The organism is Candidatus Nitrospira bockiana (assembly GCF_965152565.1).
In genome coordinates this window covers 2,712,198-2,738,631 of record NZ_OZ224215.1, presented here as the reverse complement: position 1 = coordinate 2,738,631, position 26,434 = coordinate 2,712,198, and the positions used below count along the sequence as shown (strand labels likewise).

Sequence of the window (26,434 nt, the reverse complement as noted above, 5' to 3'; positions counted from 1 at the left end):
GACGTACCCTCGCACGCCTCCTCACGGATCGCTTCGCTCGCTCAGCGCTCCGATTCTGTGCTGAACGACGGCCAGCGCGCTGATGGCGGCGGTTTCCCCTCGGAGAATGCGCGGGCCCAGCGTCACGGGACGCACTCCCGACTCGATCGCCGTCGTCCGCTCCGCGTCCGTCCACCCGCCTTCAGGCCCAAGGCACAGGGCGATGGTCGCCTCGGGATCGTCCGGTAAGGGCACCGATCCGAGCGGCGGGGCGGCGACGCGCTCGGCAAGCATCAGCTTCGGGAAGGCGGGGACGGTCCTCACCCAATCGGCGACATCGCGGGGCGCGTGCACGACCGGAATCTCCCAACGCTCCGACTGTTGCGCCGCCTCCAGCGCGATCCGTTGCCAACGGGCGAGCTGGGCCTCCAGCCGCTCGCTCCGCGGGCGGGCGATCACCCGTTCGGTCACGAGCGGGGCGACCGCAGCCACTCCCAACTCGGTGGCTTTTTGGATCACCCAGTCCATCTTGTCGCCCTTGAGAATGGCTTGTGCGAGGATGACCGCAGGCTGGAGCCGCGGAGGCGCGGATCGTTCTTCGAGAATATCAACCTCAAGGCCATGCCCGCCGACGGAGCAGACACGCACCCGATAGCGTCGTCGATGGAGTGGGTCGCCGATCAGGAGGGTTTCACCGATCTGAACGCGGAGGCTCTTTCGAAGATGGTCCAGCAGCGGTCCGGTGATCGTCAGCGTGCCGCCCTGGACGCGCGGCGAATCAAGGAAGAAGACGGGCATGAAGGCAGAGGGGCGGCACGACTATTCGAAAAAGGTCTTCATCTTGTCGAAAAAGCCGTCGCCCTCGGTGTCCAGCGAGACCCCGCTCTCCTTGGCGAACTCGGTGAGCAATTCCTTCTGCTTGGCCGTGAGCTTGGTCGGGACCTGCACTTTGACCCGGATGACCTGATCTCCGGTCTGCTGCCCCTTGAGGCTCGGCACACCCAAGCCCTTCAGGCGCAAGGTCTTGTCGGGCTGAGTGCCGGGGGGGATTTTCACGACGGTGTGTCCTGCCAGCGTCGGCACCTCGATTTTACCGCCGAGGGCCGCGGTGACGAACGGCACGTGGACCTCGCAATAGAGGTCGTTGTTCTTTCGAGTGAAGACCGGGTGGGGTTTGACCGTGACCGCCACATACAGATCGCCGGGCGGGCCGCCGTTGATGCCGTGCTCGCCTTCGTTCGCCAAGCGTAGCCGCATCCCCGTCTCGATGCCGGGCGGGATGTTGACGGAAAGCGTCCGTTCACGGTGCACGCGTTTCCGCCCTCGGCAGGTCGGGCATGGATCGGAGATGATCTGTCCCGCCCCTTCGCATTGGCTGCACGGCCGGCTGATGCTGAAAAAGCCCTGCTGGAACCGAAGCTGGCCGGTGCCTTTGCAGGTCGGACACACTTTGAGCGCCCCCGCCGAGCGTGCCCCGCTGCCTTTACAGTCCGTACACACCTCCCAGCGCGGGATCTTGAGCTTGGCTTCCTTCCCATAGACCGCTTCCTCGAACGACAACTCGAGGTTGTATTGAAGGTCCGAGCCCCGTTCCGCCCGCTGGCCGCCGCGGGCGCCCGCTCCGAAGAAGTCCTCGAAGATGTCGTTGAAGATGTCCCCGAAGCCGCCGCGGCCGAAGTCGAACCCTTCCGCGCCTCCGAAGCCCTGTCCTGCGCCCGCATGGCCGAACATGTCGTACCGGCGGCGCTTGTCCTGGTCGCTCAGGACCTCGTAGGCTTCGTTGATCTCTTTGAATTTCTCCTCCGCGGCTTTCTTTTGATGGTCGCCGCTCTGGAGATCGGGGTGGTACTGGCGCGCGAGCTTGCGGAAGGCCTTTTTGATATCGTCGTCGGACGCGTTGCGGTCGACGCCGAGGGTTTCGTAGTAGTCGCGTTTGCCCACAGGAGCCATGTGGAACAGGATGTGAAGAAACGCCGGGCCGTGCAGCGACACGACCCGGCGTCAACCGGTCGCTATTCTACCTTACTTTTTGTCCTTGTCCACCTCTTCGAACTCGGCATCGACGACTTTTTCTTCGGTCTTGGCGCCGCCGTTGCCTTGCTCGGCGCCGGTCCCCGCCGTCGCGCCGGCCGATGCTTTCTTGTACATCTCCTCGGCCAGCTTGTGCGAGGCCGTGGTCAGCGACTGGATGGCGGATTCGATCGCGGCCGGATCGTCGCCTTCCATGGCCTTCCGGACGGACGCGATCGCGTCCTTGATCTTGGTCTTCTCGTCCTCGCCGATCTTGTCGCCGTGCTCGGTGAGGTTCTTTTCGGTCGAGTAGATCAACGTGTCGGCCTGGTTCCTCGCCTCGGCCAGCCGGCGCCGTTTCTTGTCCTCTTCTGTGTGCGCCTGGGCCTCCTTGACCATCTTCTCGATCTCTTCCTTGGTCAGGCCGCTCGATGCGGTGATCCGGATCGACTGCTCCTTCTGCGTGCCGAGATCCTTCGCCGACACGTGGACGATCCCGTTCGCGTCGATGTCGAACGTCACCTCGATCTGCGGCACGCCTCGCGGCGCGGGCGGGATCCCGACGAGGTCGAACTGCCCCAGCAGCTTGTTGTCGTTCGCCATCTCGCGTTCGCCCTGGAAGACCCGGATCGTCACCGCTGTCTGATTGTCGGCGGCGGTCGAGAAGATCTGGCTCTTCTTGGTCGGGATCGTGGTATTCCGTTCGATGAGGTGCGTGAAGATGCCGCCGAGCGTCTCGATGCCCAGCGTGAGCGGCGTGACGTCCAGCAGAAGGACGTCCTTCACTTCGCCCTTGAGCACCCCGCCTTGGATCGCCGCGCCGATCGCGACGACCTCGTCGGGGTTGACGCCTTTGTGCGGCTCCTTCCCGAAAAAATCCCGGACGACCTGGATCACTTTCGGCATGCGGGTCATGCCGCCGACGAGCACGACTTCATTGATGTCGCGCGCGGTGACGCCGGCATCGGCGAGCGCCTTCTTGCACGGCTCGATCGTCCGCTGAATGAGGTCGTCGACCAACTGCTCGAGCTTCGCCCGCGTCAGTTTCATGACCAAGTGCTTGGGGCCGCTCTGATCCGCGGTGATGAACGGCAGGTTGATCTCGCTCTCCTGCGACGAGGACAGCTCGATCTTGGCGCGCTCCGCCGCTTCCTTCAGCCGCTGCAGGGCCATCCGGTCCTTCCGGAGGTCGATGCCTTGGTCCTTCTTGAACTCGTCGACCAGCCAGTCCATGATCCGGAGGTCGAAGTCGTCGCCGCCCAGGTACGTGTCGCCGTTGGTCGATTTCACCTCGAAGACGCCCTCTCCGATCTCGAGAATCGAGATGTCGAAGGTGCCGCCGCCGAGGTCATAGACGGCGATCCGCTCGTCCTTCTTCTTGTCGAGTCCGTAGGCGAGCGACGCGGCGGTCGGCTCGTTGATGATCCGCAGGACGTTCAGGCCCGCGATCTGGCCCGCGTCCTTGGTCGCCTGCCGCTGGCTGTCGTCGAAATAGGCAGGGACCGTGATGACCGCTTCGGTCACCTTCTCGCCCAAGTAGTCCTCGGCCGTCTGTTTCATCTTTTGCAGGATCATGGCGGACACTTCGGGCGGGCTGTACCGCTTTCCGCGGATCTCCACGTACGCGTCGCCGTTGCTGCCGTCCACGATCTTATAGGGCAGCCGCTTGATCGCGTCCTGGACCTGCGGAGATCGATACTTGCGGCCCATCAGCCGCTTGACGGAGAAGATCGTATTCTCCGGATTCGTAATTGCCTGCCGTTTGGCGATCTGTCCGACGAGCCGCTCCCCTTTGTCGGTAATCGCGACGACGGACGGCGTGGTGCGGCTGCCTTCCGCGTTGGCAATCACCACCGGGTCGCCGCCGCTCATGATCGCGACGCACGAGTTGGTGGTCCCTAAATCGATTCCGATCACTTTACCCATGATGCTCTCCTTCCTCTGGCTCGGGGTTCGGCTTCGCTGGGGGTGCAGCGACGGTCACCATCGCCGCACGGAGAATGCGATCGTGCAGGAGGTAACCCGGTTGATGTTCCTGCAACACGGTGTGGGGCGGGGCATCCGTCGATTCGACGCTCGCCACCGCCTGATGGCGGGAGGGATCGAACGGTTCTCCTCGGCTGCTGATCGGCTTGACGCCGAACCGTCCCAACGTTTCCAGGAATTGCTTGAGAGTCAACTCGACTCCCTGGGTCAGGCTGTCGTTGTCGGCCGTTGTTTCTTTCGAAAATTGAATCGCTCGCTGAAGGTTGTCCACGATGGGCAACAACTCCTTCAACACGGACTCGTTCGCGAACTTGGCCTGCTCGCGCTGATCTCGCTGCGCCAACCGTTTGTAGTTTTCGAACTCGGCGGCCAGGCGGAGGTACTTGTCCTGCAAGACCTTCAACTCTTCTTCCTTTTCCTTGATCTGGTCCTTGGTCGCGGCGTCCTGATCCTGGCCCTGTCCGCTTGACGGTGGTGCATTCGACTGCTGCTCGGATCCATCAAAGCCGCTGATTGTGTGAATATTTTCGTCTTTGTGTTCCACGACGTCTCCCTACGAGCCTCCGAGATAGCCACCTGAGGTCTAAAGTCAACCAGGAGCGGATTTTTTTGTTGATCGGCGCCGAGGCGGCGCCATGACTGAATCTAGTCTTCGCCGCGCGTACGCCGGTAGAGGAGCTCGAGGCCTTCGAGCGTGAGATACGGGCGGACTTCTTGGATCGTCCGGGACTCCGGCGCGACCAGCGAGGCAAGCCCGCCGGTGGCGATCACTTTGGTCTTCTGCCCGAGCTCGGCTTGCATCCGTGCCACCAACTCGTCCACGAGCCCGGCGTAGCCGAAAATGACTCCCGACTGCATGCTTCCGATAGTATCGGTGCCGATCACCGTTTTCGGACGGGTCAGATCGATCTTCGGCAGCTTGGCGGTCCGGGAGAACAGCGCCTCGGCCGCAATGCCGAGGCCCGGCGCGATCGCCCCCCCCACGTACCGCCCATCGGCGGTCACCGCACAGAAGGTCGTGGCGGTCCCGAAGTCGATGATGATCAGCCCGGTTCGGTAGTGGGCATAGGCGGCGGCCGCATTGACGAGACGGTCGCTGCCGATTTCAGCGGGATTGGGGTAGACGACGGTGATGCCGAGATCGAGATCGGCCGAGACGATGAGCGGCAGATGACCAAAAAAAGTTTCGATCATCTGCTCGAAGGTTCGAGTCACGGACGGGACCACGCTCGACAGGATGGCGCCGGTGACGTCGCCGGCGCCCAAGCGGGCCGTGCTCAGCAGACCAAGGAAGATGAGCCCGTACTCATCGGCCGTCTTCGACGGATCCGTGGCGAGCCGCCAATGTCCCCTGAGCGTCCGACCCTCGAACAGGCCACAGACGATGTTGGAATTGCCGACGTCCACGGCGAGCAGCATGGCTTCACCTACACCGGGGACGCCGCCCGCCCTGGGGCGGACCGGAGATGGGTGACGTCGCCGGCCCGGACCTCGAAATATCGGGCGGGTCGTGTCGGATCCTCAGCCTCCGAACGCACGAGCAGGGCACCGTCCCCGGCGACATCCTCCGCGGATCCCTCGATGACCGCGCCGTGCGCCAGCTCCACCCGCACCCGTTGTCCGATCGTGGCCGACAGGGACCGATATTCTTCGCGCATGCGATCCCGCTCGCCGGCTCTCAGCCAGTCGACACGCCGTTCAATTTCGCCGATGAGGAGCGCGGCCAGCACAGCCCGATCGAAAGGACGCCCCGCTTCGTGCGCCAGAGAGGTGGCCGTCGAGCGCAACTCGTCCGGAAGCCGGTGTGCGGGCAGATTGACGTTGAGACCGACGCCGATGATGACGAAGATGTCGGTGGTGCCCACGCCGGCGCTCTCGCACAAGATCCCGCTGATCTTCCGCCCGGAGACCAGCACATCGTTGGGCCATTTGACCGTTGCGTGGAGATTCGAAGCCTGCCGGACGGCTTGGGCCACCCCGGCGGCGGAGAGGAGGGGGATCCACGAGAGCCAGTCTGGGAGGCGGTCGGGCGGGACCTCGCGCCGGAGCACGAGCGAACAGTAGAGGTTCGCGCCGGGCGGGGAATGCCAGACTCGGCCGAGTCGCCCCCGGCCGGCCGTTTGCGCGTCGGCGAGCACGAGCGTGCCGTCCGCCGCCCCCGTTTGCGCCAGCTGAAAGGCCGCGCGGTTGGTCGAGTCGGTCTCGGGGAGGACCTGGATCGGGCGTTTCGCCCCATGAGGACCGAACGCTCGCCGAACGGCTTCCACCGTCAAGGGCTGATCTGGAAGAGCGCCCGTCATCGAGCAGGACCCCGATGCCGGCGACCAAGAGCAACGATGTCCATGCTCAGATTGACCGCCGGCGCCGAGTGGGTCAGCGCCCCGATCGAGAGATAATCGGCGCCGGCGGCGGCCAGGTCGCGTGCCGTGGCCAGCGTGACTCCTCCCGACACTTCGACGACTGCGCGCCGTTTGATCATCCCGACGGCGTCGATGACTTGGTTCGCACTCATGTTATCGAGCAAGATGGTGTCCGCGCCGGCGGCGAGCGCTTCCTCCACGTCGGCGCGCGAGGAGGCCTCGATGATGAGGCGAAGACCATGCGGGGCCCGATCGCGTGCGGCACGGACGGCGTCGGCCAGCGAGCGGCCTTGTCCGCGGAGCAACGCCAGATGGTTGTCCTTGATCAACACGCCATCGGCGAGCGACGCCCGGTGATTGTGCCCGCCGCCGAGCCGGACGGCCCACTTTTCCAGCACACGCAGACCGGGTGTGGTCTTGCGGGTCTCGACGATACGGGCGCGGAAGCCATGGACCGCCTCGCAGAACGCGCGGGTGATCGTGGCGATGCCGGACAAGCGTTGGAGGAAGTTGAGCGCCGTGCGTTCCGCCATCAAGAGAGAACGGCCGTCTCCTTCCGCAATCACAATCGTCCGCCCCTCGTCCACCCTGGTCCCGTCCTGGACGGCGCGGGTGATGCGAATGCCGCCGTCCACGGCGGCGAAGACCTCGCGCACGACGGCGATGCCGGCCGCCACGACGGGTTGATGAGCAAGAATCGTGGCGCGCGCCGGGACCGGCTCGGGGAAGAGGCTCTCGGTGGTGACGTCGCCCGCCGCCAAGTCCTCGGTCAGGGCCCTGACGGCGAGCGATCGGATGTGATATCGCGGCGGGGGCAGCATGCGGAAGCTGTTCTTATGACGCCATCATGGTCCGGATCTGCCGGGCGCTGTCGCCGAGCATCGCCTGCTCGGCGTTGAGGACCGCCAGCCGTTGTCGGTGCTCCATCACGACCTCGGGCGGCGCCTTGGACACGAACCCGGCGTTCGCCAGCTTGCCTTCCAGGCGCGCGATCTCGTTCACGGCGGCGTCACGCTGGGTTTCGAGACGAGCGAGGATCGTCTCGAGGGCCACGTCGCCTTCGACCGTCAGGCCGACCGTCAGACCGCCCGCAACGAGCCGCAGGGTTCGGGGGGGCCATGCCTCGGCCGGCGCGAGTGTCACGGTGCCGCGCGCCAACGGTTCCAAGTGGGGCTTCAGTCCGCCGAGCACGGCCCGTTCTTGGCCGTCCGCGGCGGTGGCATAGAGCTCCAGCCACTTGCCGGGCGGATAGGCTAGGAGCGCCCGTCCCGTCCGGGCGAGCGTCACGGCTCGTTCAAGTTGTGCGAATCGCTCCTCGGCGTCCTTGGAGTCCCACGCCGGGACCGGCGCGGGATACGGCTCGATCATGATGCTCTTGCCCTTGGCCGGCGCTTTCGGCAGGGCCTGCCAAATCTCTTCGGTGATGAACGGCATGAATGGATGGAGCAGCCGCATGATGATCTCGAATGCCTGCAGCATCGTCTCACGGGTTGCGGCCGCCTGCTCCGAATCCGTCTCCTGGAGGACCGGCTTGCTCAGCTCCAGATACCAATCACAGTACTCGTGCCAGATGAAGTGATAGAGAACCCCGGCGGCCTGGTCGAAACGATAGGTCTCCAGGGCTGCGGTGACGTCACGGATCGCTCGACTCAAACGGCTCAGGATCCAGCGGTCGTGGAACGCCTGCTCTTGCGGGTGCAGCGCCGCTCGCCGTCCGTCGGCGTGGATTAGGATAAAGCGGGCGGCGTTCCAGATCTTGTTGGCGAAGTTCCGGTACCCCTCGATGCGCTCCTCCGCCAGCTTGATGTCCCGGCCGGGCGACGCCATCGCGGCCAGCGTGAACCGGAGGGCATCGGTGCCGTACGTCTCCATCACGCTCAGGGGATCGATCACGTTGCCCTTGGACTTGCTCATCTTCTGACCTTCGGCATCGCGCACGAGCGCATGGATGTAGACGTCCCGGAACGGCACGTCCCCCATGAACTTGAGGCCCATCATGATCATGCGGGCCACCCAGAAGAACAGGATGTCCAGGCCGGTGACGAGGGTGGAGGTCGGGTAGAACGTCTCGAGCTCCGGCGTCCGTTCGGGCCAGCCCAAGGTCGAGAACGGCCACAGGGCGGACGAGAACCAGGTATCGAGCACATCCGGGTCTTGGATGAAGTCATGCTGACCGCAGTCGGGGCAATGGGTCGGTGCCTGCCTGGCCACCAGCGGGACCGCCTTGGCCGACCACGTGTACGACCGGGCGCCTCCGGCGGTGGTCGCCTGGAGGATCGCTTCTTCATTACAAGCACGGCAGTACCATGCCGGAATGCGATGTCCCCACCAAATTTGGCGGGAGACACACCAGTCCCTGATGTCGCGCATCCACCCGAGGTAATTGTTGACCCAGTTCTCCGGGATGATCCGGATCCGCCCGTCCTCGACCGCCCGGATGGCGGGATCGGCGAGCGGCTGAATCTTCACGAACCATTGTGGGGAAAGGTAGGGCTCGACGACCGTCTTGCAACGGTAGCACCGCCCGAGCGCGAGCGTATGGTCCTCGATCTTCGCCAGGTGTCCGGCGGCCTTCAGCGCGTCTTCGACCTTGGGACGGGCCTTGGCCACGGGCAGCCCTTGCACGGCATTCACGAGGCTCGGCTCGACCTGCGCCTTCCTGAGGGCCTCGCCATCCAGCCTCGCATGGGCGTCCAAGATCGCCAGGCGGGGCAGTGCATGCCGTTCGCCGGCTTGGAAGTCATTGAAGTCGTGCGCCGGCGTGATCTTCACGACGCCGCTCCCAAAGGCTGGATCGACGAGGATCGCATCGGCCACGATCGGAACCTTGCGCGTCGTGAGCGGGAGCCGGACCATCTTGCCGATGACGTCTCGATAGCGGGCGTCGTCGGGGTGCACGGCCACCGCCGTGTCGCCGAACATGGTTTCGGGGCGGGTCGTGGCCACGATCAACTCCCTCCCGGAACCATCGGCGACCGGATAGCGAATGTGGTAGAGCTTCCCCCTGGTGTCTTCATGCTCGACTTCGATGTCGGAGAGGGCGGTCAGGCATCGCGGGCACCAGTTGATCAGGCGCTCGCCGCGATAGAGCAGCCCTTCTTCGTACAACCGGACGAAGACTTCCCGGACCGCCTTGGAGAGCCCCTCATCCATCGTGAACCGGAGGCGATCCCAATCGCAGGAGGCGCCCAGTCGCCTGAGCTGCTGGAGAATCGTCCCGCCCGACCGGGCTTTCCACTGCCAGACGCGCTCGATGAAGGCGTCGCGGCCGAGCGCCTCGCGGGAAGAGCCTTCAGCGATCAAGTGGCGCTCGACGACGTTTTGGGTCGCGATGCCGGCATGGTCGGTGCCGGGGACCCAGAGGGCATTGCGGCCCTGCATACGGCGCCAGCGGATCAAGATGTCCTGGAGCGTGTTGTTGAGCGCGTGGCCGATGTGGAGGGAGCCGGTCACATTGGGGGGCGGAATGACGATGCAGTACGGCTCACCGGGATGGGTCAACGAGGCATGGAAGTAGCGCCGGTCCATCCAGAAGCCATACCAGCGCTCCTCGGTCTGCTTCGGATCATACGTTTTGTCGAGTTGTCGTGAGGACATCGCAGCAACGGTCGAAACGGGTGCGTATCTTAACACGCAGGGTAGGGGGTCGCAAGAAACCGTCGGCGCGTGCTCCCTGTGGACGGCGTGATTCCGGCGATGCGCAGAAGCACCTCGTGCTCGCAAAGCAGGCGGAAGGCAGGGTGGAGCGCCGGTCTTTACCGCCCAAGAAACGGCCGTGACCATGCGCCCTTGTGGCCGCCGCTCGAACTGTGCTATACACGCTCGCTCTCTTGCTTTGGAGGACGCATGGCGCGAGGACGTGAGAAGGATCGTGCAACCCGCCGCAAGCACCGGAAGAACGTCGCCCGGTTGAAACGATTGGCCCGCGCCCGGCGGGCGGCCGCTGCGAAGGCCAAGCGCAAGTAACGAAGCGCCCCCTCGGACCTTTCGATTGCCGGTTCCCTCTTGCCGAGCCGGCCGTGCGACGCCAGAATCAGGGCATGCCCTCCCTCCCGGTCATCCAACATCGACGGCGTGATCATCAGGCACGGAGGATTCGTCTGCGTTCCGGCCCGTGGAGGCGTCCGGATTCCAGCGCCACCGTTATTGAAGACGAAGGGCCGGGGCTCCGTGCGCCGACCCAACGGGCGGCGCGCCCCGATTGCCGAGGCAACCTTGCACGAGGCGGACGGACAGACGCGGCATGAGCCCGGTGAGCGCAGTCTTCTTCGATGCGGCCGGCACCCTTTTCCATGTCAAGGGGTCGGTCGCGGACATCTATCTGACCTACGCCGAGCGCTACGGCGTGAAGCGATCACCCGAGATGTCGGCCGCGGTCGCGGCTGCCTTTCGTCGCGCATTCCACGATGCTCCGCCTCCCGCTTTCGCCGTGACCGATCCATCGGAGATCAAACGCTGCGAACGGCTGTGGTGGTTCGATATCGTGCACCATGTGTTTTATCGCGTCGGCATGTTCGAGGGATTCGACGACTACTTCGACGAGGTGTATCAGGCCTTCGACGGTCCGGCGCTCTGGACGGTCTACCCGGAGACGTTCGCCGTGTTGAAAACCTTGAAGGACGCGGGCTACGAGCTGGGCATCATATCGAACTTCGACTCACGCCTCTTCAATGTGCTGCGGGGGCTCGGCTTGGCGGAGTTCTTCGAGACGGTGACGATCTCCAGCCTGGCCCATGCCGCAAAACCGTCGCCGGCGATCTTTCGCTGCGCGCTCGAAAAGCATGCCCTGGACCCGGCGGACGCCGTCCACGTGGGGGACAGTGTTCGTGACGACGTGCACGGGGCGCTCGCTGCGGGGATTCGCGCCGTGCTGCTCGACCGCGATCCGGCGTCCACGGCCGTCCCTCCGCTGGGCTGCTCCACGCTGCGCGCGCTCGATCAATTGCCCCCGCTCCTCGGCGGGCTGTAGGACAAATGGCAACTTGCTTTGGGGTGGGGCCTATGCTACGGTCTGCGTAGTTTCATCAGTAAGGGCCCATGATGAAACCGCCAATCAGGAGGGCCCGGTCACGGATGTTGTTTTGCCGGGAATGTCGTCGGAGGTCCGACCAAGCCGCCTCGCTCGTTGCGTCTTCGGCCCGCTCCTTTCCGTCTGCCAATCTCGAGTCCAAAACAATATCGTTCAGCGTTAAGGAGAGGTTATGGGTGCGAAGATCTACGTCGGCGGCTTGCCCTATTCGGCCACGGAAGCGGAACTGAGCGACTTGTTCTCGGCGCACGGCACCGTGCGGTCGGCGCGCGTCATCACGGACAAGTTCACCGGGAAGTCGCGGGGGTTCGGTTTCGTGGAGATGAGCACGGATGAAGAAGCCCAACGGGCCATCGCGGCGTTGAACGCGACGCAAATGGGCGGGCGCACGTTGACGGTGAACGAGGCGCGTCCTCAGGAAACGCGCACGGGCGGAGGCGGCCGAGGCGGATCGAGCCGATTCCGCTGATCTAGCGCACCAGCGCGGGGACGAGGTCTTTGGCCCGACCCTGCAACGACACATCAGCCACGCCGGCATACGGCGCGACGTCGAGGTTGACCTCGATCACGAAGGCGCCGGCGGCCTTCGCCGCCGGCGCGAATGACGCGGCCGGGTACACGACGCCCGAGGTTCCGACGATTAAGAAGACCTCGCACGCCCGGACCGCCGCGTAGCTCCGCTCCACGTCCTCCGCATCCAACGCCTCTCCAAACCAGACGATGTGCGGCCGAAGCAGCGCGCGGCACCAGCGGCACGTGGGTGGTATGGCGATCGGTACCTCTCGATTCTCCTCGACGACTCCACAGGCGGTGCACCGCACTTTCCAGATATTGCCGTGAATCTCCGAGAGTCGCCGTGAGCCGGCCGCTGCATGCAGCCCATCCACGTTTTGTGTGATGAGCCAGAAGCGATCGCAGCGCTGCTCCAACTCGGCGAGCGCATCATGCGCGGGGTTCGGGGCCTTCATCGCGATGAGCTCGCGCCGCCAGTTGTACCATTGCCAGACCAGCCGGGGATCTCGAGCAAAGGCCTGAGGCGTGGCGAGATCCTCGGCCCGGTAATTGTTCCAGAGCCCGTCGGGGCCGCGAAAGGTCGGCACGCCGCTGTCCGCGGAGACGCCGGCGCCGGTGAGCACGGCGATGCTCGCCGCGTGGTGCAGCCGCGCGCGCGCCAGGTCGAGGTGGGGATCGGAAGCCATGGCCACCATCATAGCAGCGCCATGCGGGCCGCGCCGAGCCCTGTTCTCCGCCCACGGTCGCTTGCTATACTCGGCGCTCCGGAGGATCCCATGCAGCACGTCATGATCGTCGGGGCCGGATCGGTCGGCGGATTTTTCGGCGCGCATCTGGCCAGGCACCACCCGCACGTCTCCTTTCTGCTGCGCCCCCGTACGCTCGCGGCCGTCCGCGAGCACGGTCTGACGGTCCGGAGCGCCGGCGGGACGTTCACGGTTCATCCACGAGCCGCCGCCGATCCGCGTGCCCTCCCCGTGCCGGACCTGATCGTGCTGGCGATGAAAACGTATGACCTCGATGGGGTCGTCGATCAGATCGCGCCGGTGATGACGGAGCGGACCCTCGTGCTGACGCTGCAGAACGGCGTCGACGTGGAGGACCGCCTCATCGCACGCTTCGGTCGAGAGTGTGTGATCGGCGGCGTCGCCTACATCTACTCCAAGATCGCCGCGCCCGGCGTCATCGATCACTACAAGCGCGGTGCGGTGGCGATCGGGGAATTGATGGGCCAGACGAGCGAGCGGCTGGCCCGCATCGTCGAGTTGTTCAAGCAGGCCGGGATTCCCTGTCAGATCTCAGACGATATCCGCCGGAGCAAATGGGAGAAGATGTGTTGGAACTGCGTGTTCAATCCGATCACCGTCCTGATCGATGATCGGGTGGCGAAGGCGCTCGATCATCCGGAGATGCTGGAGACGATCCGGCAGATCGTCGGGGAAGTCGCCGCCGTGGCGGCGGCTTCAAAGGTGCCGTTGCCCGCGGATATCGCCGACCGCGTCCTTCGGTGGACGCAGGAGATCCGCGATATCCATACGTCCATGTACGACGACTGGAAGGCGGGCCGGCCGACCGAGATCGACTCCCTCAACGGCTACATTGCGGCCCGCGGGCGGGAATTGGGGATCCCGACGCCCGTCAACGCGGCGCTCACCGCGTTGATCAAGGTCATCACCGGTCGGGACAAGACGGGCGCCGACGTCCTTCGGATCGACGGCGAGGTCATCCAGCCGATCACGCTCGACCGGGTGGCGCTCGCGCAACTGCCCCGTGAGCACCAGGTCGAGGACGTGAGCCGGCTGCAGCCTGGGATGCAGGGACGGGGTATCCGCGTCAGCGGCGTCCTCGATATTCCCGCCTTGGCCATCGGGGTCGATCATGTCACCTTCCACGCGACGGACGGCCGGTTTGCGGCGACGCTGACGCTGGAGCAGGCCAGGGAGCACGGCATCCTGGTGTATCAGCTCGACGAGGGCCCCTTGCCGCCGGAGCGCGGGGGGCCGTTCCGTCTCATCACCCCCGGGCTCGGCGATCTCTGCGCGAACGTGAAAGGCGTCGGGCGGATCGAGGTCCGCCGTGGGCGCGGCAAAGACACGCGGCCGTCGACCCAAGGGGCGGCCGCCTGTTGACGAGAAAACAACGGGTTTCTCGTGTACGTAGGCCTTTGTCTGATTGAGCCGGCGTCGGACTTTTTCTACACTGTCGAGACCGTGAGGATCTAAGGGCTTCCCGTGACGAACAGTGAGGCCGGCCGGGCCGTGGGCCGTCGGCGCCTGCCGTCCGAGGCGTTCCGCTGATGGATGCACATCCGACCGTCTGGTCCGACACCACCGTCGATAAGCAGGACTTGGAGGAGGAGAACCGCCGCCTCCGAGCCCAACTGGCCCACCTCGAAGGGCGGGTTCAAAAAAGTGAAAAGCGACGACGGGCCCTGATCCACATTCTCAGCGATCTCAAAGAAGCCAATCGTCGCCTCGTCGAGCAGCGTCGGGCCATGCTGCATCTGCTCGCCGATCACGAGGAGGATCGGAATCGTTTGGCCCAGCAGACGATCCGGCTCGACAATTCCCGCCGTGCGCTCCTCCACATGCTGCAGGATCTCCATCAGACGAATTCCCGGCTCGAGCGCAGCCGGAAGGCCATGATCCACATCATGGGCAACCTCCGCGACACGACGGAGGAGGTGCAACGCCGGGAACAGGAGCTCCGGGAGAAGCAGGAACAGTTGGTGCAGGCCGGAAAGCTCGCCACCCTCGGTGAGCTCACGGCGGGGATCGCGCACGAGCTGAACAACCCTCTGAACAATATCGGCCTGTTCATCGGCAACGTGGTCGATCATCTCGAGGCGAACCAGGTGGAACGAGAGCGGATCCTTCGAGACCTGCGGAGCGCCATGCAACAGGTCCGCAAGGCCACGGCGATCATCACCCATCTGCGTACGTTCGGCCGAGCCGCACCGGTCAGCCGGGAGCCGCTCTACCTCAACGAGATCATCCTGCAGTCCGTGTCCCTCATTCAGGAACAATTGCGCCTCCACCAGATCGAAACCCAACTGGACCTCTCCCCCGCCAACCCCGTCGTCCGAGGCAGCTCCATCCAGCTCGAGCAGGTGTTCATCAATCTCTTGACGAACGCACGGGACGCCGTCGCCGAGGCGGACCGCAAGTGGATCTTGATCCGTTCCGTCGTGAACGATGGGATGGTGGAGGTCACGGTGCAGGACAGCGGACCGGGTATCCCCGCCGGGCTGGAGCAGCGCATCTTCGACCCGTTCTTCAGCACCAAAGACGTCGGCGCGGGGACGGGGCTCGGCCTGTCGATCACGTACGGGATCATCAAAGACCACCACGGCGCCATCTCCGTGTCGAGTCGCCCGGGCGCCGGCGCGTGTTTCGTCATCCAGTTGCCGCTCGAGGGGGAGACGCCGAGCGAGCGCCCGGCCCCGCCCGGACCGCATGACGTGAGGAGATGATGGGGACCCGGGTGTTGATCGTGGACGACGACCCTGCGCTGCTGCACGCGCTCCCGGAGACGGTCCGGACGCGCATGGAGGACGTCTCCGTCGAGACGACCGATACGGCGCGCGAAGCCTTGAAACGCATCGCCGACAGCGACTTCGATGCGATCATCACCGACATCAAGATGCCGGGCATGGACGGCCTGGCGCTCCTCAGCGAGATCCGCACGCTTCGACCCGATACACCCACGTTGCTGATCACCGGTCACGGCGAGCACGACCTCGCCATCCAGGCCTTGCGCGGCGGGGCGTACGATTTCATCCAAAAGCCCATCGACCGCGATTACTTCGTCGCCTCCTTGAGCCGGGCCGTTCAAGTCTACCAACTGAAGCGGCAGGTCGAAGAGCAGAAGCGCGCGCTGGCGCGCCATGCTGAAAACCTGGAACAGCTCGTCGAGGCACGTACGCGCGAATTGGTGGCCGCCAACGCGGCGAAGGACGCGGCGTTGATCCAGGCGAACGAGGAGATTGCGCAGCGCCGGAAAGCGGAAGAGGCGCTCCAAAAACTGAACGAGGAGCTGGAGCGCCGCGTCGCCGAGCGGACGGAAGCCCTTCACAAGAGCCGGGAAGAGCTCCGCGGCCTCACCGCGCGACTGCTGACCGTGCAGGAAGAAGAACGCCGGCGGATCTCGTGCGAGCTGCACGACGACCTGAACCAAAAGCTGGCGGTCCTGGTGATGAACGTGGAAGCGATCGAGCGGCGCCTGTCTCCCGACGTGCAGAAAAACCGCGAACAGTTGCGGACGCTTCGAAACGAGTTGGCCGAGCTGTCCGACGACGTGCGGCGGCTCGCCTATCGGCTCCACCCGTCGATTTTGGATCATCTCGGGCTCGCCATCGCCCTTCAATCACATGTGGAGGAGTTCGGCAAACGCGAAGGGATCGAGGCGTTTTTCACCCAGCGCGACCTGCCCGAGACACTCCCGCAGCCGATCTCCACCTGCTTGTATCGGGTCGCCCAGGAGGCCTTGCGCAACGTGGCCAAGCATGCCAAGGCCTCCCGAGTGGCGGTCCGCCTCGCCCGCTGGGGGGACGTCCTGCGCCTCTCGATCTTTGATTCCGGGGTCGGATTCAGCCCCCCCAAGGGCAAGGAACTGCAAGGCTTGGGCTTCGTCAGCATGCATGAACGAGTCCGTCTGGTCGGGGGAACCCTGTCGGTCCGCTCTCGCCCCGGCCGCGGCACCTCGCTCTTCATCAAAGTCCCGCTGAGCGATGGTGTGACATGAGCAAGCCGCGCTTGCTGCTGGCTGACGATCATACGATGGTGCTGGAGGGATTTCGCAGACTCCTGGAGCAGGATTTCGAGTTGGTCGGCGCGGTGGAAGACGGGGAGGCTCTCATCAAGCTGGCGCCGCAGGTCCAACCGGACCTCATCCTCCTCGATATCTCGATGCCGCACCTCAACGGGATCGAGGCCGCCCGCCAGCTACGCAAGATCGTCCCCAACGCCAAGTTGGTTTTTCTGACGATGCACACCGATCCCACCTACGTCACGGAAGCGTTCAAGGCCGGTGCCTCGGGGTATTTGCTCAAGCGCTCGGCGACCTCGGAGCTCCGCTGCGCAATCCAGGAAGTGCTGGAAGGTCGCTGCTACGTGACGCCCCTGATCACCAAGGACCTCATGCATTCCATCATGGAAATCATCCGCGTGACGGAGCCCTCCCATTCGTGAGATGCCTGGGAAGGCCGAGCCTGTCAGCGATCAGCCGTCAGCTCTCGGCTCTGACGAGAGACCCACGAGCGGAGAGAACCGCGTCCGGTTCTCCTTGTCGCTTCATGCCTCCTCTTGCTCCTAAGCAGAAAGCCGACGGCTGACCGCTGACGGCTTCTTCCTCGACGCTGGACATTTCTTCTCCTCTTGTGTAGCCTGGCGCCGGCCATGATCGGCATCCCGTCACGTCCGGCTGTCCTGCCTTCCTCCGTTCGCCTGTCGAAATCCAAATTCGTCGCCGGTCTTCAGTGCCATAAGCGGCTCTACCTCGAAGTCCATGCCCCCGAGCTGGCGACGCCGCCCGATGCCTCGACGCAGGCCATCCTCGACATGGGGACCGAGATCGGCAGCCTCGCCCGCCGCCGGTTTCCGGGCGGAATCCTGGTCGAGGCCGACCACCGTCACTCGACCGACGCCTTGATGCGGACGCAGGCGCTCGTCGAGGATCCGACCGTCGCGGCGATTTTCGAAGGGGCCTTCGTCTTCGAGCACATCCTCATTCGCGTCGACGTCCTCGAGCGGGTTGCAGACGTGGACGGCGGGACCGCGTGGCGCTTGATCGAGGTGAAATCCGCCACACGCGTGAAGGAGGTGCACATCGAGGACCTCGCCTTGCAAGCCTATGTGCTCAACGGCCTGGGGTTCCGCCTAGCGGCCTCCTGTTTGATGCACATCAACACGCAGTACGTCTTCGACGGCGGCGCGGTCGACCTGATGCAGCTCTTTGCGCTACAAGACGTCTCCGGCCCCGTCGCCCTCAAGCAGCCGTCGGTGGCGCTGCGCCTGGCCGCCATGAAAACGATGTTGGCTCAGCCCGCCCCGCCGGCGATCACCCCGGGCAGTCATTGTCAGGTCCCCTATGACTGCCCATTCTGGGATTTTTGCACCAAGGACAAGCCGGAACGGTGGATCTTTCATCTGCCGGGCGGAGATCAGACCTTCCAGGCCTTGGTGAGACTGGGCGTCGAGACGATCGATGAGATCCCGACGGGCTTCTCCCTGTCGATCCCGCAGCGCCGGATGAAAGAGAACGTGGAATGGGTGAGCCCGGGATTGAAGACGCTGCTGGAGACGGTGCGCTATCCGGTTCATCATCTCGATTTCGAAACCTTCATGCCCGCGGTCCCCAAGTTTCCAAGGACCCGGCCGTATCAAACCATTCCCACGCAATGGTCGAACCACATCGAGCAGGGCGATGGCACGGTCGAGCACCGGGAGCATCTGCATCTCGATCCCCGGGACCCCCGCGAAGACCTGGTGGCAGCCCTGCTCGATGCGCTCGGTCACGAAGGGAGCATCTGCGTCTACTCCGGATATGAACGGGCGATTCTCGAGCGGCTTGCCGAGGCGTTCCCGACGCTCCGCGATGATCTCCTGCGGGTGATCGGGCGCCTCTGGGATCTCTTTCCGATCATCCGCGACCATTACTATCATCCGGGCTTTTCCGGGTCCTACTCGATCAAGGCCGTCCTCCCGGCCGTCGTCCCGACGTTGGGCTACGACGATCTCGACATCCGGGATGGGGGAACGGCCGCACAGGCCTACTATCGTATGGTCTTCGAGGAGACCGACTTGATCGAAAAGATCCGGCTGAGGGAAGCGCTGCTTCAATACTGTGCACGCGACACGCTCGCGATGGTCGAGCTGCGGCGAGCGCTCTATCGTCGGTGTGTGGAGCGATAAGAGGGGGCAGGACCACTCGGTCTTGCTGCCCCTCCAGAATGGGATCCAGGGACGCTTGAGCCGTTGGCCGCTGGCGGCTCAGGGGTGGGAAAAGAGCAAAGCCTGGCTCTGAGGCCCTGAGTTGGTCAGTCCGTTCAAGACCGCTTCATGGGTGAGAGCCTGCACGAGCTGATGCGGGTCTCGCTCGAGCTCCACGCCGGTGGCAATCGTCCCGCCGGACCACAGGACGGCTCCGCTTTCGGTTTCGATGGCTCTGACCACGACCGCGGACACCCCGCCCGCCTTCTCGACCTCCACCAGCACGACGACCTCGGCTCCTGAGAGAAGACCCGAATGAATCAGGCGGGCAGGTGAATCTTCGGGCTGCCCGAGATCCAGGTCGTCCAAGATCAGACCCACCCGATCCCGTTTGATGACGCTGAACCCCAGTTGTTCCAAGTCAGCCATTGCCTGCGCGACCGCGCCCGGGTGTTTCCCGACCACGAGCGTCCGCACGTCGAGCAGGACGGGTGCGGGGCCCAATTCGGTCCGATTCACGACAGCGGGGGCTGAAGGCATCGACGGGGTCTGGAGCGTACAGCCGGCCAGCACGACCGCGCTCATCAGCCCCACGCCCCTGAGCAACCGGAGCCTGTATGGCAGCGAGCCCATGGCGTCTGTCTACAGGTTCGCGGAGGGCGGTGCAACTGGACCTTGGTCTGGACGGCCTTTCCTTGAACCGTCTGCCGGTCCACCCGGCTGACAGGCTCGCTCCTTCCCGGTGATGCCCATCCTCGCCGCGTCCGACAGTGGACGCCGGAGGCAGAGGGTACGATAGGGCGAAGGAGGGGCACATGACACACGTGATGAGACTCTTCGCCGGCGCATCGACGGCGCTTGTCCTGTCGGCTTCGATGCTCTTTGCTCAATCCGGTAGTGGGGGATCCAGCAGCGGTGGATCGGCCATGAGCCCATCCTCGACACCGGGAATGACAAGAGTCCCGGGCGTGCCGAGCGGCGGGCTCCCTCCTGGTCCTCCAGGATCGACCCCCGACTCGCGCCCGCCCATCGGCACGCCGCCAAGTGGAACGTCCGGCACGAGAGATCCGGGTTACGGAGGACCGAGCTCCAACCTTCGCAGCGGATCGACCGATAGTGGACTGGGGACCACGCCCGGAGCGGGCGGCGGCGGGATGGGAGACATCGGTGGAGCTCCGGGCGGACAATGAGCGGCTGGCATTGATGAGGAGTGAGAGTCGCTATTCCACAACTGGTTAGCACGGATACTTCAAGTAACGCTTGAGAGCATCATTGCTTCTCAACGAGGGGCGATGAGATAACAAAAGGGAGCAGGGCGGGAGTTCCGGAACGATGTCTCAGATTCTCAGATGGGTTCTCGGATGGGTGAGGAAGGCGACGCCGTGAAGCCGTTGCGGCTGGAGACGATGTCGCAGGGACCGGCTCAAGCGAAGCTTGGTGTGGCGACAGGGAAGATTCGGTCGCGCCTCGATACTGTGCACGCACGCCTACGAGAGGGGCCCGCCCCTTGTAGGTCCCCATGAAGGGAGCGCACCCTCTTCAGAACCCCCCATTCGAATCTCCCTCCTGTAGTGCTTCGTCTTTCGAACCTGCATGCATCGTTCAGCGCTCAAGGTTCATCGCTGTTTTTTGGCGGAGAGGGGGAGATTCGAACTCCCGGTCCGGTTACCCGGACAGCGGTTTTCGAGACCGCCCGATTCGGCCACTCTCGCACCTCTCCGTGTAGAGACGTTCATCGTGAATCGTTGTTCGTTAAACGTGAATGCGCTCAGCTCTCTTGCCTATCGACTCCCGGTTCACGATTAACGATTAACCATTAACGGGCCTTTGGCTCCTCGCTCCCCGACGTCCTGGCGGAGGCGCCGGAAAAAGCTCTGCATCAGTTCCTGACTTTCCTGTTCGAGGACGCCGCCGACCACCTGAACGCGATGGTTCAGCCGACGTTCACTCGGAATATTGAAGACCGAGCCGCAGGCACCGGCCTTGGGATCGCGTGCCCCGAAGACCAAGCGCGTGATCCGGGCCTGGATGATCGCGCCGATGCACATGGAGCACGGCTCGACGGTGACGTAGAGCGTCGTGCCGGTGAGCCGCCAGGTCCCGAGCCGGCTGGCGGCTTCGCGAATGGCGACCACCTCGGCATGGGCCGTTGGGTCCTGCCAGATTTCGCGAAAGTTGTGCACATGGGACAGCAACCGGTCATCCATCACGATCACCGCCGCAATCGGCACTTCGCCCAGCGCGGGCGCCAGCCTGGCCTTTTCCAAAGCCATCTGCATGAACTCGAGGTCTTTGTCCGTGATGAACGACATGAGAATAAGGTCGAGTCCCTTAGTCAGTGAGATCCGTTGAGTCCGTTAGGAAATACGGATCAAAACGCAAAACGGGCGGTATCATATCACAGGGCGTAGCCCTGCGTTAATCGTTAATCGTGCAAAGTTAATTGTCTCTGCCGGGCTTCTCGTTTAACAAATAACGTATGGTGATTACTAATTTCTGGGCCAGGCCTAAAATGGAGGCCTTGGCCCATGACACAGACGGCGCTGTCGGTTCGGCTCGTCGACGAACGATTGAGACGACATCAGTGTGTGCGGTGCGGGACACCGCATCGGCAGTATCGTCCGGGGGCGCGCACCCGCTGCCTCGCTTGCCGGTGGCGGTATCGACCCGATCGGGTCGCCCGTGAGCTGCAGATCTTGCAGCTCTTCTGCTTGGAGATCTCGGCGCTGCGGACGGCGCGAGAACTGCGCATGAGTCCCTTGCCGATCTGGCAGCGCTTTATGGCCTACCGCCGCTGGATGGCCACGATGGCCGAGACGGAAGCCCGGCCGCTGACCGGGGAACTGGAATGCGATGAGAGCTATTTCGGCGGCCGTCGCCGCGGAGGGCGGCGGGGGCGCGCCCGTGGCCCAAAAGTCATTGTCTTCGGCATCTTGGAACGGCAGGGCCGGGTCAGCACCGTCGTCGTCCCCCAGGCCGATGCAGCGACGCTGATGCGGGAAATCGAACGTCGAGCGCTCAAAGGTGCCGTCTTCTACACGGATCGCTTTAGCAGCTATAAATCCCTGCGGCGCTACGGCAAACACCTGCCGGTCGACCATGGGCAGACCTATGTGCAGCGGGGGCGTCATTACCTTCGCCACATCAACGGCATTGAAGGGTTCTGGAGCTACGCCAAGGAACGCTTGCGCAAGTATCATGGCGTCAGCCGCTTGCACTTCCCGCTCTATCTGAAGGAAATGGAATTTCGGTTCAATCATCGCCGGGATGATCTGTTCGAGTTGCTTGGGACTCACTTGTTGAAGGTCTTGTTCGAGTATCCGATTGGCTATTCCACCTAAGGAAAAAGAGGCCTTGGCCCAAGATTTAGCAATCACCTAACGTATAACGAATCACACCATTCATACTTGCCCCGCCAAGTAGATCTGTCCGGTCGGCTGGGGCCGCCCGCCTTCCGGCTCCAGGCTCACGGCGAATTTCGTGATCCGTGAGAGAGCGGGAAGATTCTTGACGACGATCCGGCCCTTCTGGCCGCTGTCCGGCGTAAAGGTCCCCGCACTGATCGGCTTGTCCACGATCGCCCAGAGTTGGTAGGTCTTCCCGGGCGGCAGGGGCGGCATGTTGAAGGCATACAAGAAGGCCTTTTGAGATTCGCGATCGTAGAGGAGGAACGCGCCCGCGCCCTTGGCGTGTTCCAGCCCGCTCAACGAGACGACGGTGACGTGGGCCGACCGTAGCAAGGTCAGCATGTCGTCACGTTGAGCCAGAGCCTTGCGGAGGCGAGCGGCTTCTTGTTCATGCTTGGCCAACTCGCTCTTGAGGCTGTCGAGCTCGGCCTCCCGCTGAATCAGCCGGTCCTCGGCGTCGCTCAAGGTCCCCAATCGCTCCGTAAACTCCCGGCGAAGCGCCGCCAACGTCTGCTCCTGTTGTGTGAGCTGACCCTGCAGCGCGGCGGTGCGCGCGCTCGCCTCTTGCAGCACCGTCTCGATCTTGGCGCGCAGCTCGCGCTCCGAGACGGCTTCGGTATGCGCGAACCAGGCATAGCCGCCGACCGCCGCGACGAGCACCAAGAGGACGACGGACACAGCGGGCTGCCAGGTCGGCGAGATGAATGGAGTGAGCACGCCGCGCACCCAGCCGCCTAGACGGATGCTGGGTCTGTCGCTCTCGCCCGGGCGGCTCTGCTGGAAGATCCGCCCCAGGAGCTCCGACTTCGGCGGGGGCGTGGCCGCCGGCAGCGCAAACGGCAGCAGCCCGGCGACGCCATGATAATCCTTCACCAAAGCATGGCACGTGGTGCAGCCCGTGAGGAGGTGCGCTTCCACCGCATGGCGTTCTTGGCGGTCCAAGGCCCCGACGGCGTAGAGCGGCAAGGCCTCTTCGATCTGCTCGTGCGTCATGCCGTCAACCGTTCCACGCTCCGCCGAGCGCCGCCCGAAGCTTGCTCATCCCCAACTTGATACGAGTCTTGATCGTGCCGACGGGCTCTTTCAGCCGCTGGGCGATCTCCGTGTGAGACAACCCGTCGTAGTAGGCCAGCTCCAGCGCCTGTCGTTGAGGTGCGGGGAGCTCCTCCAACGCCTTCGTCACGAGCGTTCGCAGCTCGGCGGTCGCCTGGTGCTCGAACGGCGTGGGCTCCGATCCTTCCCGATCCGTTTCAGGCCGATCGTCGATGGATTCGACCGCGCCGTACCCGCGGGACGTCCGCGCACGCAAGCGATCGATCGCCCGGCTCCGCGTGAGCGTGACCAGCCAGGCAAGTGGAGACCCCCGGCGTTCATCATAGCGCACGCTCTTGCGCCAGACCTCGGCATAGACCTCCTGCAGGAGGTCTTCAGCGTCCTGGCGGTCGCCCAGCATCCGCAAGCAGAGTGCGAACAGCACCGGCGCGGATCGATCGTAGAGCTGCCCGAACGCGCGGCGGTCTCCCTTGGCCACCGCGGCCAGCAGGTCTGAATGAAGGGGCTCTGATGCGGATCCTGTCAGCGATTCCACGCGCCGTGCCTGGGTGCCAAGCGAGCGATCGTCACAAGAGGCGCATCATACCATACCCTACGAACGATCCATCCCAACCGATGCGTCCAGAGGGTCCCGGTTGGGATAGATCCAAACGCGGGGCGCCTCCGTAGAGTGCCGTGAGTGAATGAGCCGCCGTGGGGGGCGGCGTTGTCGGCACAACTCTCTGAATGGAGGTGCACCATGCACAGGCAGATCGCACGATGGGTTCTGATCAGCGCATGTCTGACGGCGGCGGGCTGTGCGAGCGAGGGGACGATGACGGGCACGTCTCATCGGGCGGCCGCTCCGTCGCTCTATGAGCGACTGGGGAAAAAAGAGGCGATCACTGCGGTCGTCGACGACTTCGTGGCCCGTGTGGCGAACGACAGCCGGATCAATGGGAAGTTTGCCAATGCCAATCTCCCGCGGCTCAAGTCCCTGCTCGTCGAGCAGATCTGCGCCGCTTCCGGCGGACCATGCACCTACACGGGACGGGACATGAAATCCGCGCACGCCGGCATGGGGATCACAGGGGAGCAGTTCGATGCCCTCGTCGGCGATCTGGTCGCCACGCTGAACACATTCAAGGTCCCGGAACGTGAAAAGAACGAGCTGTTGGGCGCGCTGGGGCCGATGAAGAAGGACATCGTCACGGCGATGTGAGCACATGGGGGTAGGGGATGAGCGGGGTACGTGATAGGGTGTGGGCACCAGAGGATGAGAGATCCTTTCTCTGCCCCTACCACTTACCCCATTACCCCTCTAACCCGTTCTTCTGAGCGCCTGCACGATCACCTCGGCCGCCTCGGCGGCGCCGGTGGGCTTGGGGGCCTGTAACTGCGGCGGGGCGGCCAGGAGGGCGGCTTCGATCGAGGCCGCCCAGCGACCGGCGGCAAAATGCTGGCTCGAAAGCTCGACGGCCCGGCCATAGGCGTGGAGGTAGTCGACGAGCGCGTCTTCATCGACGAAGTTGTAGCGGCGGACGTACACCGTGGGGACCGCGGCGGCGACGGCTTCGATGACGGTCGCATAGCCCGGTTTCGTCATCAGCACGTCGGCGGAAGCCATGATGGTGCGAAAGGCAAAGGGCAGCGGATCCGCGGAGTGGACCCGGGTGAGGGACCCCGGGACCCGCCCGGGGACCACGAAACGGTACCCCTTCATGGCGTCGAGAGCCGGCCAGGGCAGGGTCGTGAGCTCGATGCCTCCGAACCCGACCACGACGATCCGCTCCCCGGAAGTGGCGCCGACCGCCCGGTGGAGGCCGGCCTTGTCGACGTGCACCTCCCCGAGGATGGGTCCCACGTCCACGAGTCGTGGAAACGCCGGCATGGCAATGCCCGGTGCCAGTCGGATCATCATCGCCGCATGGCCGTAGCTCCGCCGAATCGCTTGGACGAGCTGTTCTTGCTCGTCGTCCCCCGGCGTTTGCAGGCGCACCAAGACCTGATCCCACGAGATCGAGCTCAGACCCACCGCCGGGATCCCGCAGTGTCGGGCGGCTTCCAGGGCCAGATAGGGAATGTCGGCCAGCACCATGGCGGCCGCTCGGCTTCGGAGCGCCTCGCATTCCTGCTCGAGGCGCTGCGCCCACGTCTCATGAAAGACGCGATGCGCCGCCCACGTCGCGGCGACGTCGATGTGGAGCGGCCCCTGCTGCACGCATCCGACATCCTGCTCGCCCGGGAGAAGCTCCCAGGGAAGACGAAGCCGCCCGCGAAAAAAGCTCGCCGGGGTCGTCGTGCGCAGGATCGCCGTGGCGCCCGGGATGCGATCGGCCAGCTCGTTCAGCACCGGGACCACCTGTGCCGCGTGGCCGAACCCGTGGCCCGAGATGGCACACCAGATCAGCGGCATGGCCCGGTGCGATCACGCTTGGCCCGCAGCGCCGCGAGCGTCCGGCTCTCGGCCTCTCCGGGCCAGCCGTGTCGCTCGGCGAGCAGGAGGAGCCGCTCCAGACATCGGGCGGCCGAAATGAGGTCCCCGCGGCGCTGATAAAGCTCGGCCAACAGGCGGAGGGCACCCGCCTCTCCTTGAGGATTGCCGAGCTTGATGAAGTGCTCGGAGGCATTGTTGAGGCACTTTTCAGCTTGGCGGTCGTCGCCGGCGCTCATCAACACGCGGCCGAGTTGGCCGTAGGTGACGGCCAAGCCGTCTTCGTTTCCGACCCGGCGATGATAGTCGAGGGCGCGTTGGAAGTGTCGGGCGGCCGACTCGCGGTCGCCGTCGCGCTCCGCCAAGAGGGCGAGATTCGAATAGAGGATGCCGAGCGAACGATGGTCGTCGAGGGGCTCGAGCAGCGCGAGCGCCTCGAGATAATAGGCGCGCGCCTGTTCGCGGCGGTCCGACTCGAGCGACACGTTTCCGAGGTTCACCAGGGTTTGCCCGATCGCGAAGGGGTTGGGCGAGGGACGTTGAAGGGCGAGCAGCTCTTCGTAGCACCGGATGGCGAGGTCGTGCTCGCCCAGCATGGCATAGACGTTCCCGAGGTTCCCCAGGGATTCGGAGAGCGCCGCCGCGTCCGCACTTCGTCGATCGTCCTCGAGGGCACGCTCGTAGCAGGTCCGGGCCCGAGCCAGGTCGCCCCGGTGGAGAAAGATGCGGGCCTGATGCTTGTCGCCGTCGGACAC

General features: G+C 64.5%; 24 protein-coding genes and 1 tRNA gene. 9 read left to right on the top strand and 16 right to left on the bottom strand.

The features are described from left to right. Window positions 1-21: 21 nt before the first annotated feature. The 8 genes from ACWHYV_RS13415 to ACWHYV_RS13380 form a co-directional block, all read right to left on the bottom strand. Window positions 22-777, bottom strand: coding sequence for a 16S rRNA (uracil(1498)-N(3))-methyltransferase (locus ACWHYV_RS13415; RefSeq protein WP_447976996.1), 756 nt, complete (start codon window positions 775-777; stop codon window positions 22-24). Window positions 778-798: 21 nt separating this feature from the next. Beyond that, window positions 799-1,929: a molecular chaperone DnaJ gene (gene dnaJ, locus ACWHYV_RS13410; RefSeq protein ID WP_447980726.1), complete on the bottom strand. Its 1,131-nt coding sequence runs from the start codon at window positions 1,927-1,929 to the stop codon at window positions 799-801. A gap of 72 nt (window positions 1,930-2,001) precedes the next feature. Continuing rightward, on the bottom strand, window positions 2,002-3,915 hold the full coding sequence (gene dnaK, locus ACWHYV_RS13405) for a molecular chaperone DnaK (protein ID WP_447976995.1): 1,914 nt from the start codon (window positions 3,913-3,915) through the stop codon (window positions 2,002-2,004). Further along, window positions 3,908-4,519 (bottom strand): nucleotide exchange factor GrpE, encoded by a 612-nt coding sequence (grpE, locus tag ACWHYV_RS13400; protein ID WP_447976994.1) that lies wholly within the window; start codon window positions 4,517-4,519, stop codon window positions 3,908-3,910. Before grpE ends, dnaK begins: the two co-directional genes overlap by 8 nt. A gap of 101 nt (window positions 4,520-4,620) precedes the next feature. Next, window positions 4,621-5,394 (bottom strand): type III pantothenate kinase, encoded by a 774-nt coding sequence (locus ACWHYV_RS13395; protein ID WP_447976993.1) that lies wholly within the window; start codon window positions 5,392-5,394, stop codon window positions 4,621-4,623. An 8-nt stretch (window positions 5,395-5,402) separates the two neighbouring features. Beyond that, a complete protein-coding gene (locus ACWHYV_RS13390; protein WP_447980725.1) occupies window positions 5,403-6,242 on the bottom strand; it encodes a biotin--[acetyl-CoA-carboxylase] ligase in 840 nt (279 codons plus the stop codon). A 29-nt stretch (window positions 6,243-6,271) separates the two neighbouring features. Continuing rightward, window positions 6,272-7,156 carry a carboxylating nicotinate-nucleotide diphosphorylase gene (gene nadC / locus ACWHYV_RS13385; RefSeq protein ID WP_447976992.1) on the bottom strand — a complete coding sequence of 295 codons (885 nt, stop codon included), beginning with the start codon at window positions 7,154-7,156 and terminating at the stop codon, window positions 6,272-6,274. Between the two features lie 13 nt (window positions 7,157-7,169). Beyond that, window positions 7,170-9,932, bottom strand: coding sequence for a valine--tRNA ligase (locus ACWHYV_RS13380; protein ID WP_447976991.1), 2,763 nt, complete (start codon window positions 9,930-9,932; stop codon window positions 7,170-7,172). 655 nt (window positions 9,933-10,587) lie between these two features. On the opposite strand from ACWHYV_RS13380, the gene ACWHYV_RS13375 reads away from it, so the two are divergent. After that, window positions 10,588-11,304 carry an HAD-IA family hydrolase gene (locus ACWHYV_RS13375; protein WP_447976990.1) on the top strand — a complete coding sequence of 239 codons (717 nt, stop codon included), beginning with the start codon at window positions 10,588-10,590 and terminating at the stop codon, window positions 11,302-11,304. A gap of 232 nt (window positions 11,305-11,536) precedes the next feature. Next, a complete protein-coding gene (locus tag ACWHYV_RS13370) occupies window positions 11,537-11,833 on the top strand; it encodes an RNA recognition motif domain-containing protein (RefSeq protein WP_447976989.1) in 297 nt (98 codons plus the stop codon). Between the two features lies 1 nt (window position 11,834). Here the strand turns inward: ACWHYV_RS13370 and ACWHYV_RS13365 are convergent, their stop codons facing one another. Then, the gene (locus ACWHYV_RS13365; protein WP_447976988.1) at window positions 11,835-12,563 is read right to left on the bottom strand and encodes an SIR2 family NAD-dependent protein deacylase; all 729 of its coding nucleotides are present in this window, start codon (window positions 12,561-12,563) and stop codon (window positions 11,835-11,837) included. Between the two features lie 90 nt (window positions 12,564-12,653). Here ACWHYV_RS13365 and ACWHYV_RS13360 point away from each other — a divergent pair, with 90 nt between their 5' ends. From ACWHYV_RS13360 to ACWHYV_RS13340, 5 genes are all read left to right on the top strand, one after another. Continuing rightward, window positions 12,654-14,006, top strand: coding sequence for a 2-dehydropantoate 2-reductase (locus tag ACWHYV_RS13360; RefSeq protein ID WP_447976987.1), 1,353 nt, complete (start codon window positions 12,654-12,656; stop codon window positions 14,004-14,006). 167 nt (window positions 14,007-14,173) lie between these two features. Then, window positions 14,174-15,349 carry a sensor histidine kinase gene (locus ACWHYV_RS13355; protein ID WP_447976986.1) on the top strand — a complete coding sequence of 392 codons (1,176 nt, stop codon included), beginning with the start codon at window positions 14,174-14,176 and terminating at the stop codon, window positions 15,347-15,349. Next, window positions 15,346-16,620, top strand: a complete 1,275-nt coding sequence (locus tag ACWHYV_RS13350) for a response regulator (protein ID WP_447976985.1) — start codon at window positions 15,346-15,348, stop codon at window positions 16,618-16,620. Before ACWHYV_RS13355 ends, ACWHYV_RS13350 begins: the two co-directional genes overlap by 4 nt. After that, window positions 16,617-17,066, top strand: coding sequence for a response regulator (locus ACWHYV_RS13345; protein ID WP_447976984.1), 450 nt, complete (start codon window positions 16,617-16,619; stop codon window positions 17,064-17,066). The genes ACWHYV_RS13350 and ACWHYV_RS13345 overlap by 4 nt, the downstream gene beginning before the upstream one ends. A gap of 207 nt (window positions 17,067-17,273) precedes the next feature. Next, window positions 17,274-18,788, top strand: coding sequence for a DUF2779 domain-containing protein (locus tag ACWHYV_RS13340; RefSeq protein WP_447976983.1), 1,515 nt, complete (start codon window positions 17,274-17,276; stop codon window positions 18,786-18,788). Window positions 18,789-18,866: 78 nt separating this feature from the next. Here ACWHYV_RS13340 and ACWHYV_RS13335 read toward each other — a convergent pair whose 3' ends face one another. From ACWHYV_RS13335 to tadA, 3 genes are all read right to left on the bottom strand, one after another. After that, entirely contained in the window at window positions 18,867-19,391 is a 525-nt protein-coding gene (locus ACWHYV_RS13335) for a hypothetical protein (RefSeq protein ID WP_447976982.1), read from the bottom strand. A gap of 1,045 nt (window positions 19,392-20,436) precedes the next feature. Beyond that, window positions 20,437-20,526: transfer RNA gene (locus ACWHYV_RS13330), tRNA-Ser, on the bottom strand. Between the two features lie 82 nt (window positions 20,527-20,608). Further along, window positions 20,609-21,118, bottom strand: a complete 510-nt coding sequence (gene tadA / locus ACWHYV_RS13325) for a tRNA adenosine(34) deaminase TadA (protein ID WP_447976981.1) — start codon at window positions 21,116-21,118, stop codon at window positions 20,609-20,611. Between the two features lie 216 nt (window positions 21,119-21,334). Here tadA and ACWHYV_RS13320 point away from each other — a divergent pair, with 216 nt between their 5' ends. Next, a complete protein-coding gene (locus ACWHYV_RS13320; RefSeq protein WP_447976980.1) occupies window positions 21,335-22,147 on the top strand; it encodes an IS1595 family transposase in 813 nt (270 codons plus the stop codon). 60 nt (window positions 22,148-22,207) lie between these two features. Here the strand turns inward: ACWHYV_RS13320 and ACWHYV_RS13315 are convergent, their stop codons facing one another. Then, complete coding sequence (locus ACWHYV_RS13315) at window positions 22,208-23,206, bottom strand: anti-sigma factor domain-containing protein (RefSeq protein ID WP_447976979.1); 999 nt, start codon at window positions 23,204-23,206, stop codon at window positions 22,208-22,210. Window positions 23,207-23,210: 4 nt separating this feature from the next. Then, window positions 23,211-23,801: a sigma-70 family RNA polymerase sigma factor gene (locus ACWHYV_RS13310; protein ID WP_447976978.1), complete on the bottom strand. Its 591-nt coding sequence runs from the start codon at window positions 23,799-23,801 to the stop codon at window positions 23,211-23,213. A gap of 204 nt (window positions 23,802-24,005) precedes the next feature. On the opposite strand from ACWHYV_RS13310, the gene ACWHYV_RS13305 reads away from it, so the two are divergent. Then, a complete protein-coding gene (locus ACWHYV_RS13305; RefSeq protein ID WP_447976977.1) occupies window positions 24,006-24,467 on the top strand; it encodes a group I truncated hemoglobin in 462 nt (153 codons plus the stop codon). A gap of 99 nt (window positions 24,468-24,566) precedes the next feature. On the opposite strand, the gene ACWHYV_RS13300 is transcribed toward ACWHYV_RS13305, so the two are convergent. Together ACWHYV_RS13300 and ACWHYV_RS13295 are read right to left on the bottom strand one after the other, a co-directional pair. Beyond that, entirely contained in the window at window positions 24,567-25,661 is a 1,095-nt protein-coding gene (locus tag ACWHYV_RS13300) for a hypothetical protein (RefSeq protein WP_447976976.1), read from the bottom strand. Further along, on the bottom strand, window positions 25,652-26,434 hold the full coding sequence (locus ACWHYV_RS13295; protein WP_447976975.1) for a tetratricopeptide repeat protein: 783 nt from the start codon (window positions 26,432-26,434) through the stop codon (window positions 25,652-25,654). Before ACWHYV_RS13295 ends, ACWHYV_RS13300 begins: the two co-directional genes overlap by 10 nt.

Coding starts and splice junctions, on each gene's coding strand:
- ACWHYV_RS13395 (WP_447976993.1), bottom strand. CDS start 5,394: ATGCTGCTCGCCGTGGACGTCGGCAATTCCAACATCGTCTGTGGCCTG.
- ACWHYV_RS13350 (WP_447976985.1), top strand. CDS start 15,346: ATGATGGGGACCCGGGTGTTGATCGTGGACGACGACCCTGCGCTGCTG.
- nadC (WP_447976992.1), bottom strand. CDS start 7,156: ATGCTGCCCCCGCCGCGATATCACATCCGATCGCTCGCCGTCAGGGCC.
- ACWHYV_RS13365 (WP_447976988.1), bottom strand. CDS start 12,563: ATGGCTTCCGATCCCCACCTCGACCTGGCGCGCGCGCGGCTGCACCAC.
- ACWHYV_RS13300 (WP_447976976.1), bottom strand. CDS start 25,661: ATGCCGCTGATCTGGTGTGCCATCTCGGGCCACGGGTTCGGCCACGCG.
- ACWHYV_RS13320 (WP_447976980.1), top strand. CDS start 21,335: ATGACACAGACGGCGCTGTCGGTTCGGCTCGTCGACGAACGATTGAGA.
- ACWHYV_RS13360 (WP_447976987.1), top strand. CDS start 12,654: ATGCAGCACGTCATGATCGTCGGGGCCGGATCGGTCGGCGGATTTTTC.
- ACWHYV_RS13355 (WP_447976986.1), top strand. CDS start 14,174: ATGGATGCACATCCGACCGTCTGGTCCGACACCACCGTCGATAAGCAG.
- ACWHYV_RS13305 (WP_447976977.1), top strand. CDS start 24,006: ATGCACAGGCAGATCGCACGATGGGTTCTGATCAGCGCATGTCTGACG.
- ACWHYV_RS13370 (WP_447976989.1), top strand. CDS start 11,537: ATGGGTGCGAAGATCTACGTCGGCGGCTTGCCCTATTCGGCCACGGAA.
- ACWHYV_RS13415 (WP_447976996.1), bottom strand. CDS start 777: ATGCCCGTCTTCTTCCTTGATTCGCCGCGCGTCCAGGGCGGCACGCTG.
- ACWHYV_RS13340 (WP_447976983.1), top strand. CDS start 17,274: ATGATCGGCATCCCGTCACGTCCGGCTGTCCTGCCTTCCTCCGTTCGC.
- tadA (WP_447976981.1), bottom strand. CDS start 21,118: ATGTCGTTCATCACGGACAAAGACCTCGAGTTCATGCAGATGGCTTTG.
- ACWHYV_RS13315 (WP_447976979.1), bottom strand. CDS start 23,206: ATGACGCACGAGCAGATCGAAGAGGCCTTGCCGCTCTACGCCGTCGGG.
- ACWHYV_RS13335 (WP_447976982.1), bottom strand. CDS start 19,391: ATGAGCGCGGTCGTGCTGGCCGGCTGTACGCTCCAGACCCCGTCGATG.
- dnaJ (WP_447980726.1), bottom strand. CDS start 1,929: ATGGCTCCTGTGGGCAAACGCGACTACTACGAAACCCTCGGCGTCGAC.
- ACWHYV_RS13345 (WP_447976984.1), top strand. CDS start 16,617: ATGAGCAAGCCGCGCTTGCTGCTGGCTGACGATCATACGATGGTGCTG.
- ACWHYV_RS13380 (WP_447976991.1), bottom strand. CDS start 9,932: ATGTCCTCACGACAACTCGACAAAACGTATGATCCGAAGCAGACCGAG.
- dnaK (WP_447976995.1), bottom strand. CDS start 3,915: ATGGGTAAAGTGATCGGAATCGATTTAGGGACCACCAACTCGTGCGTC.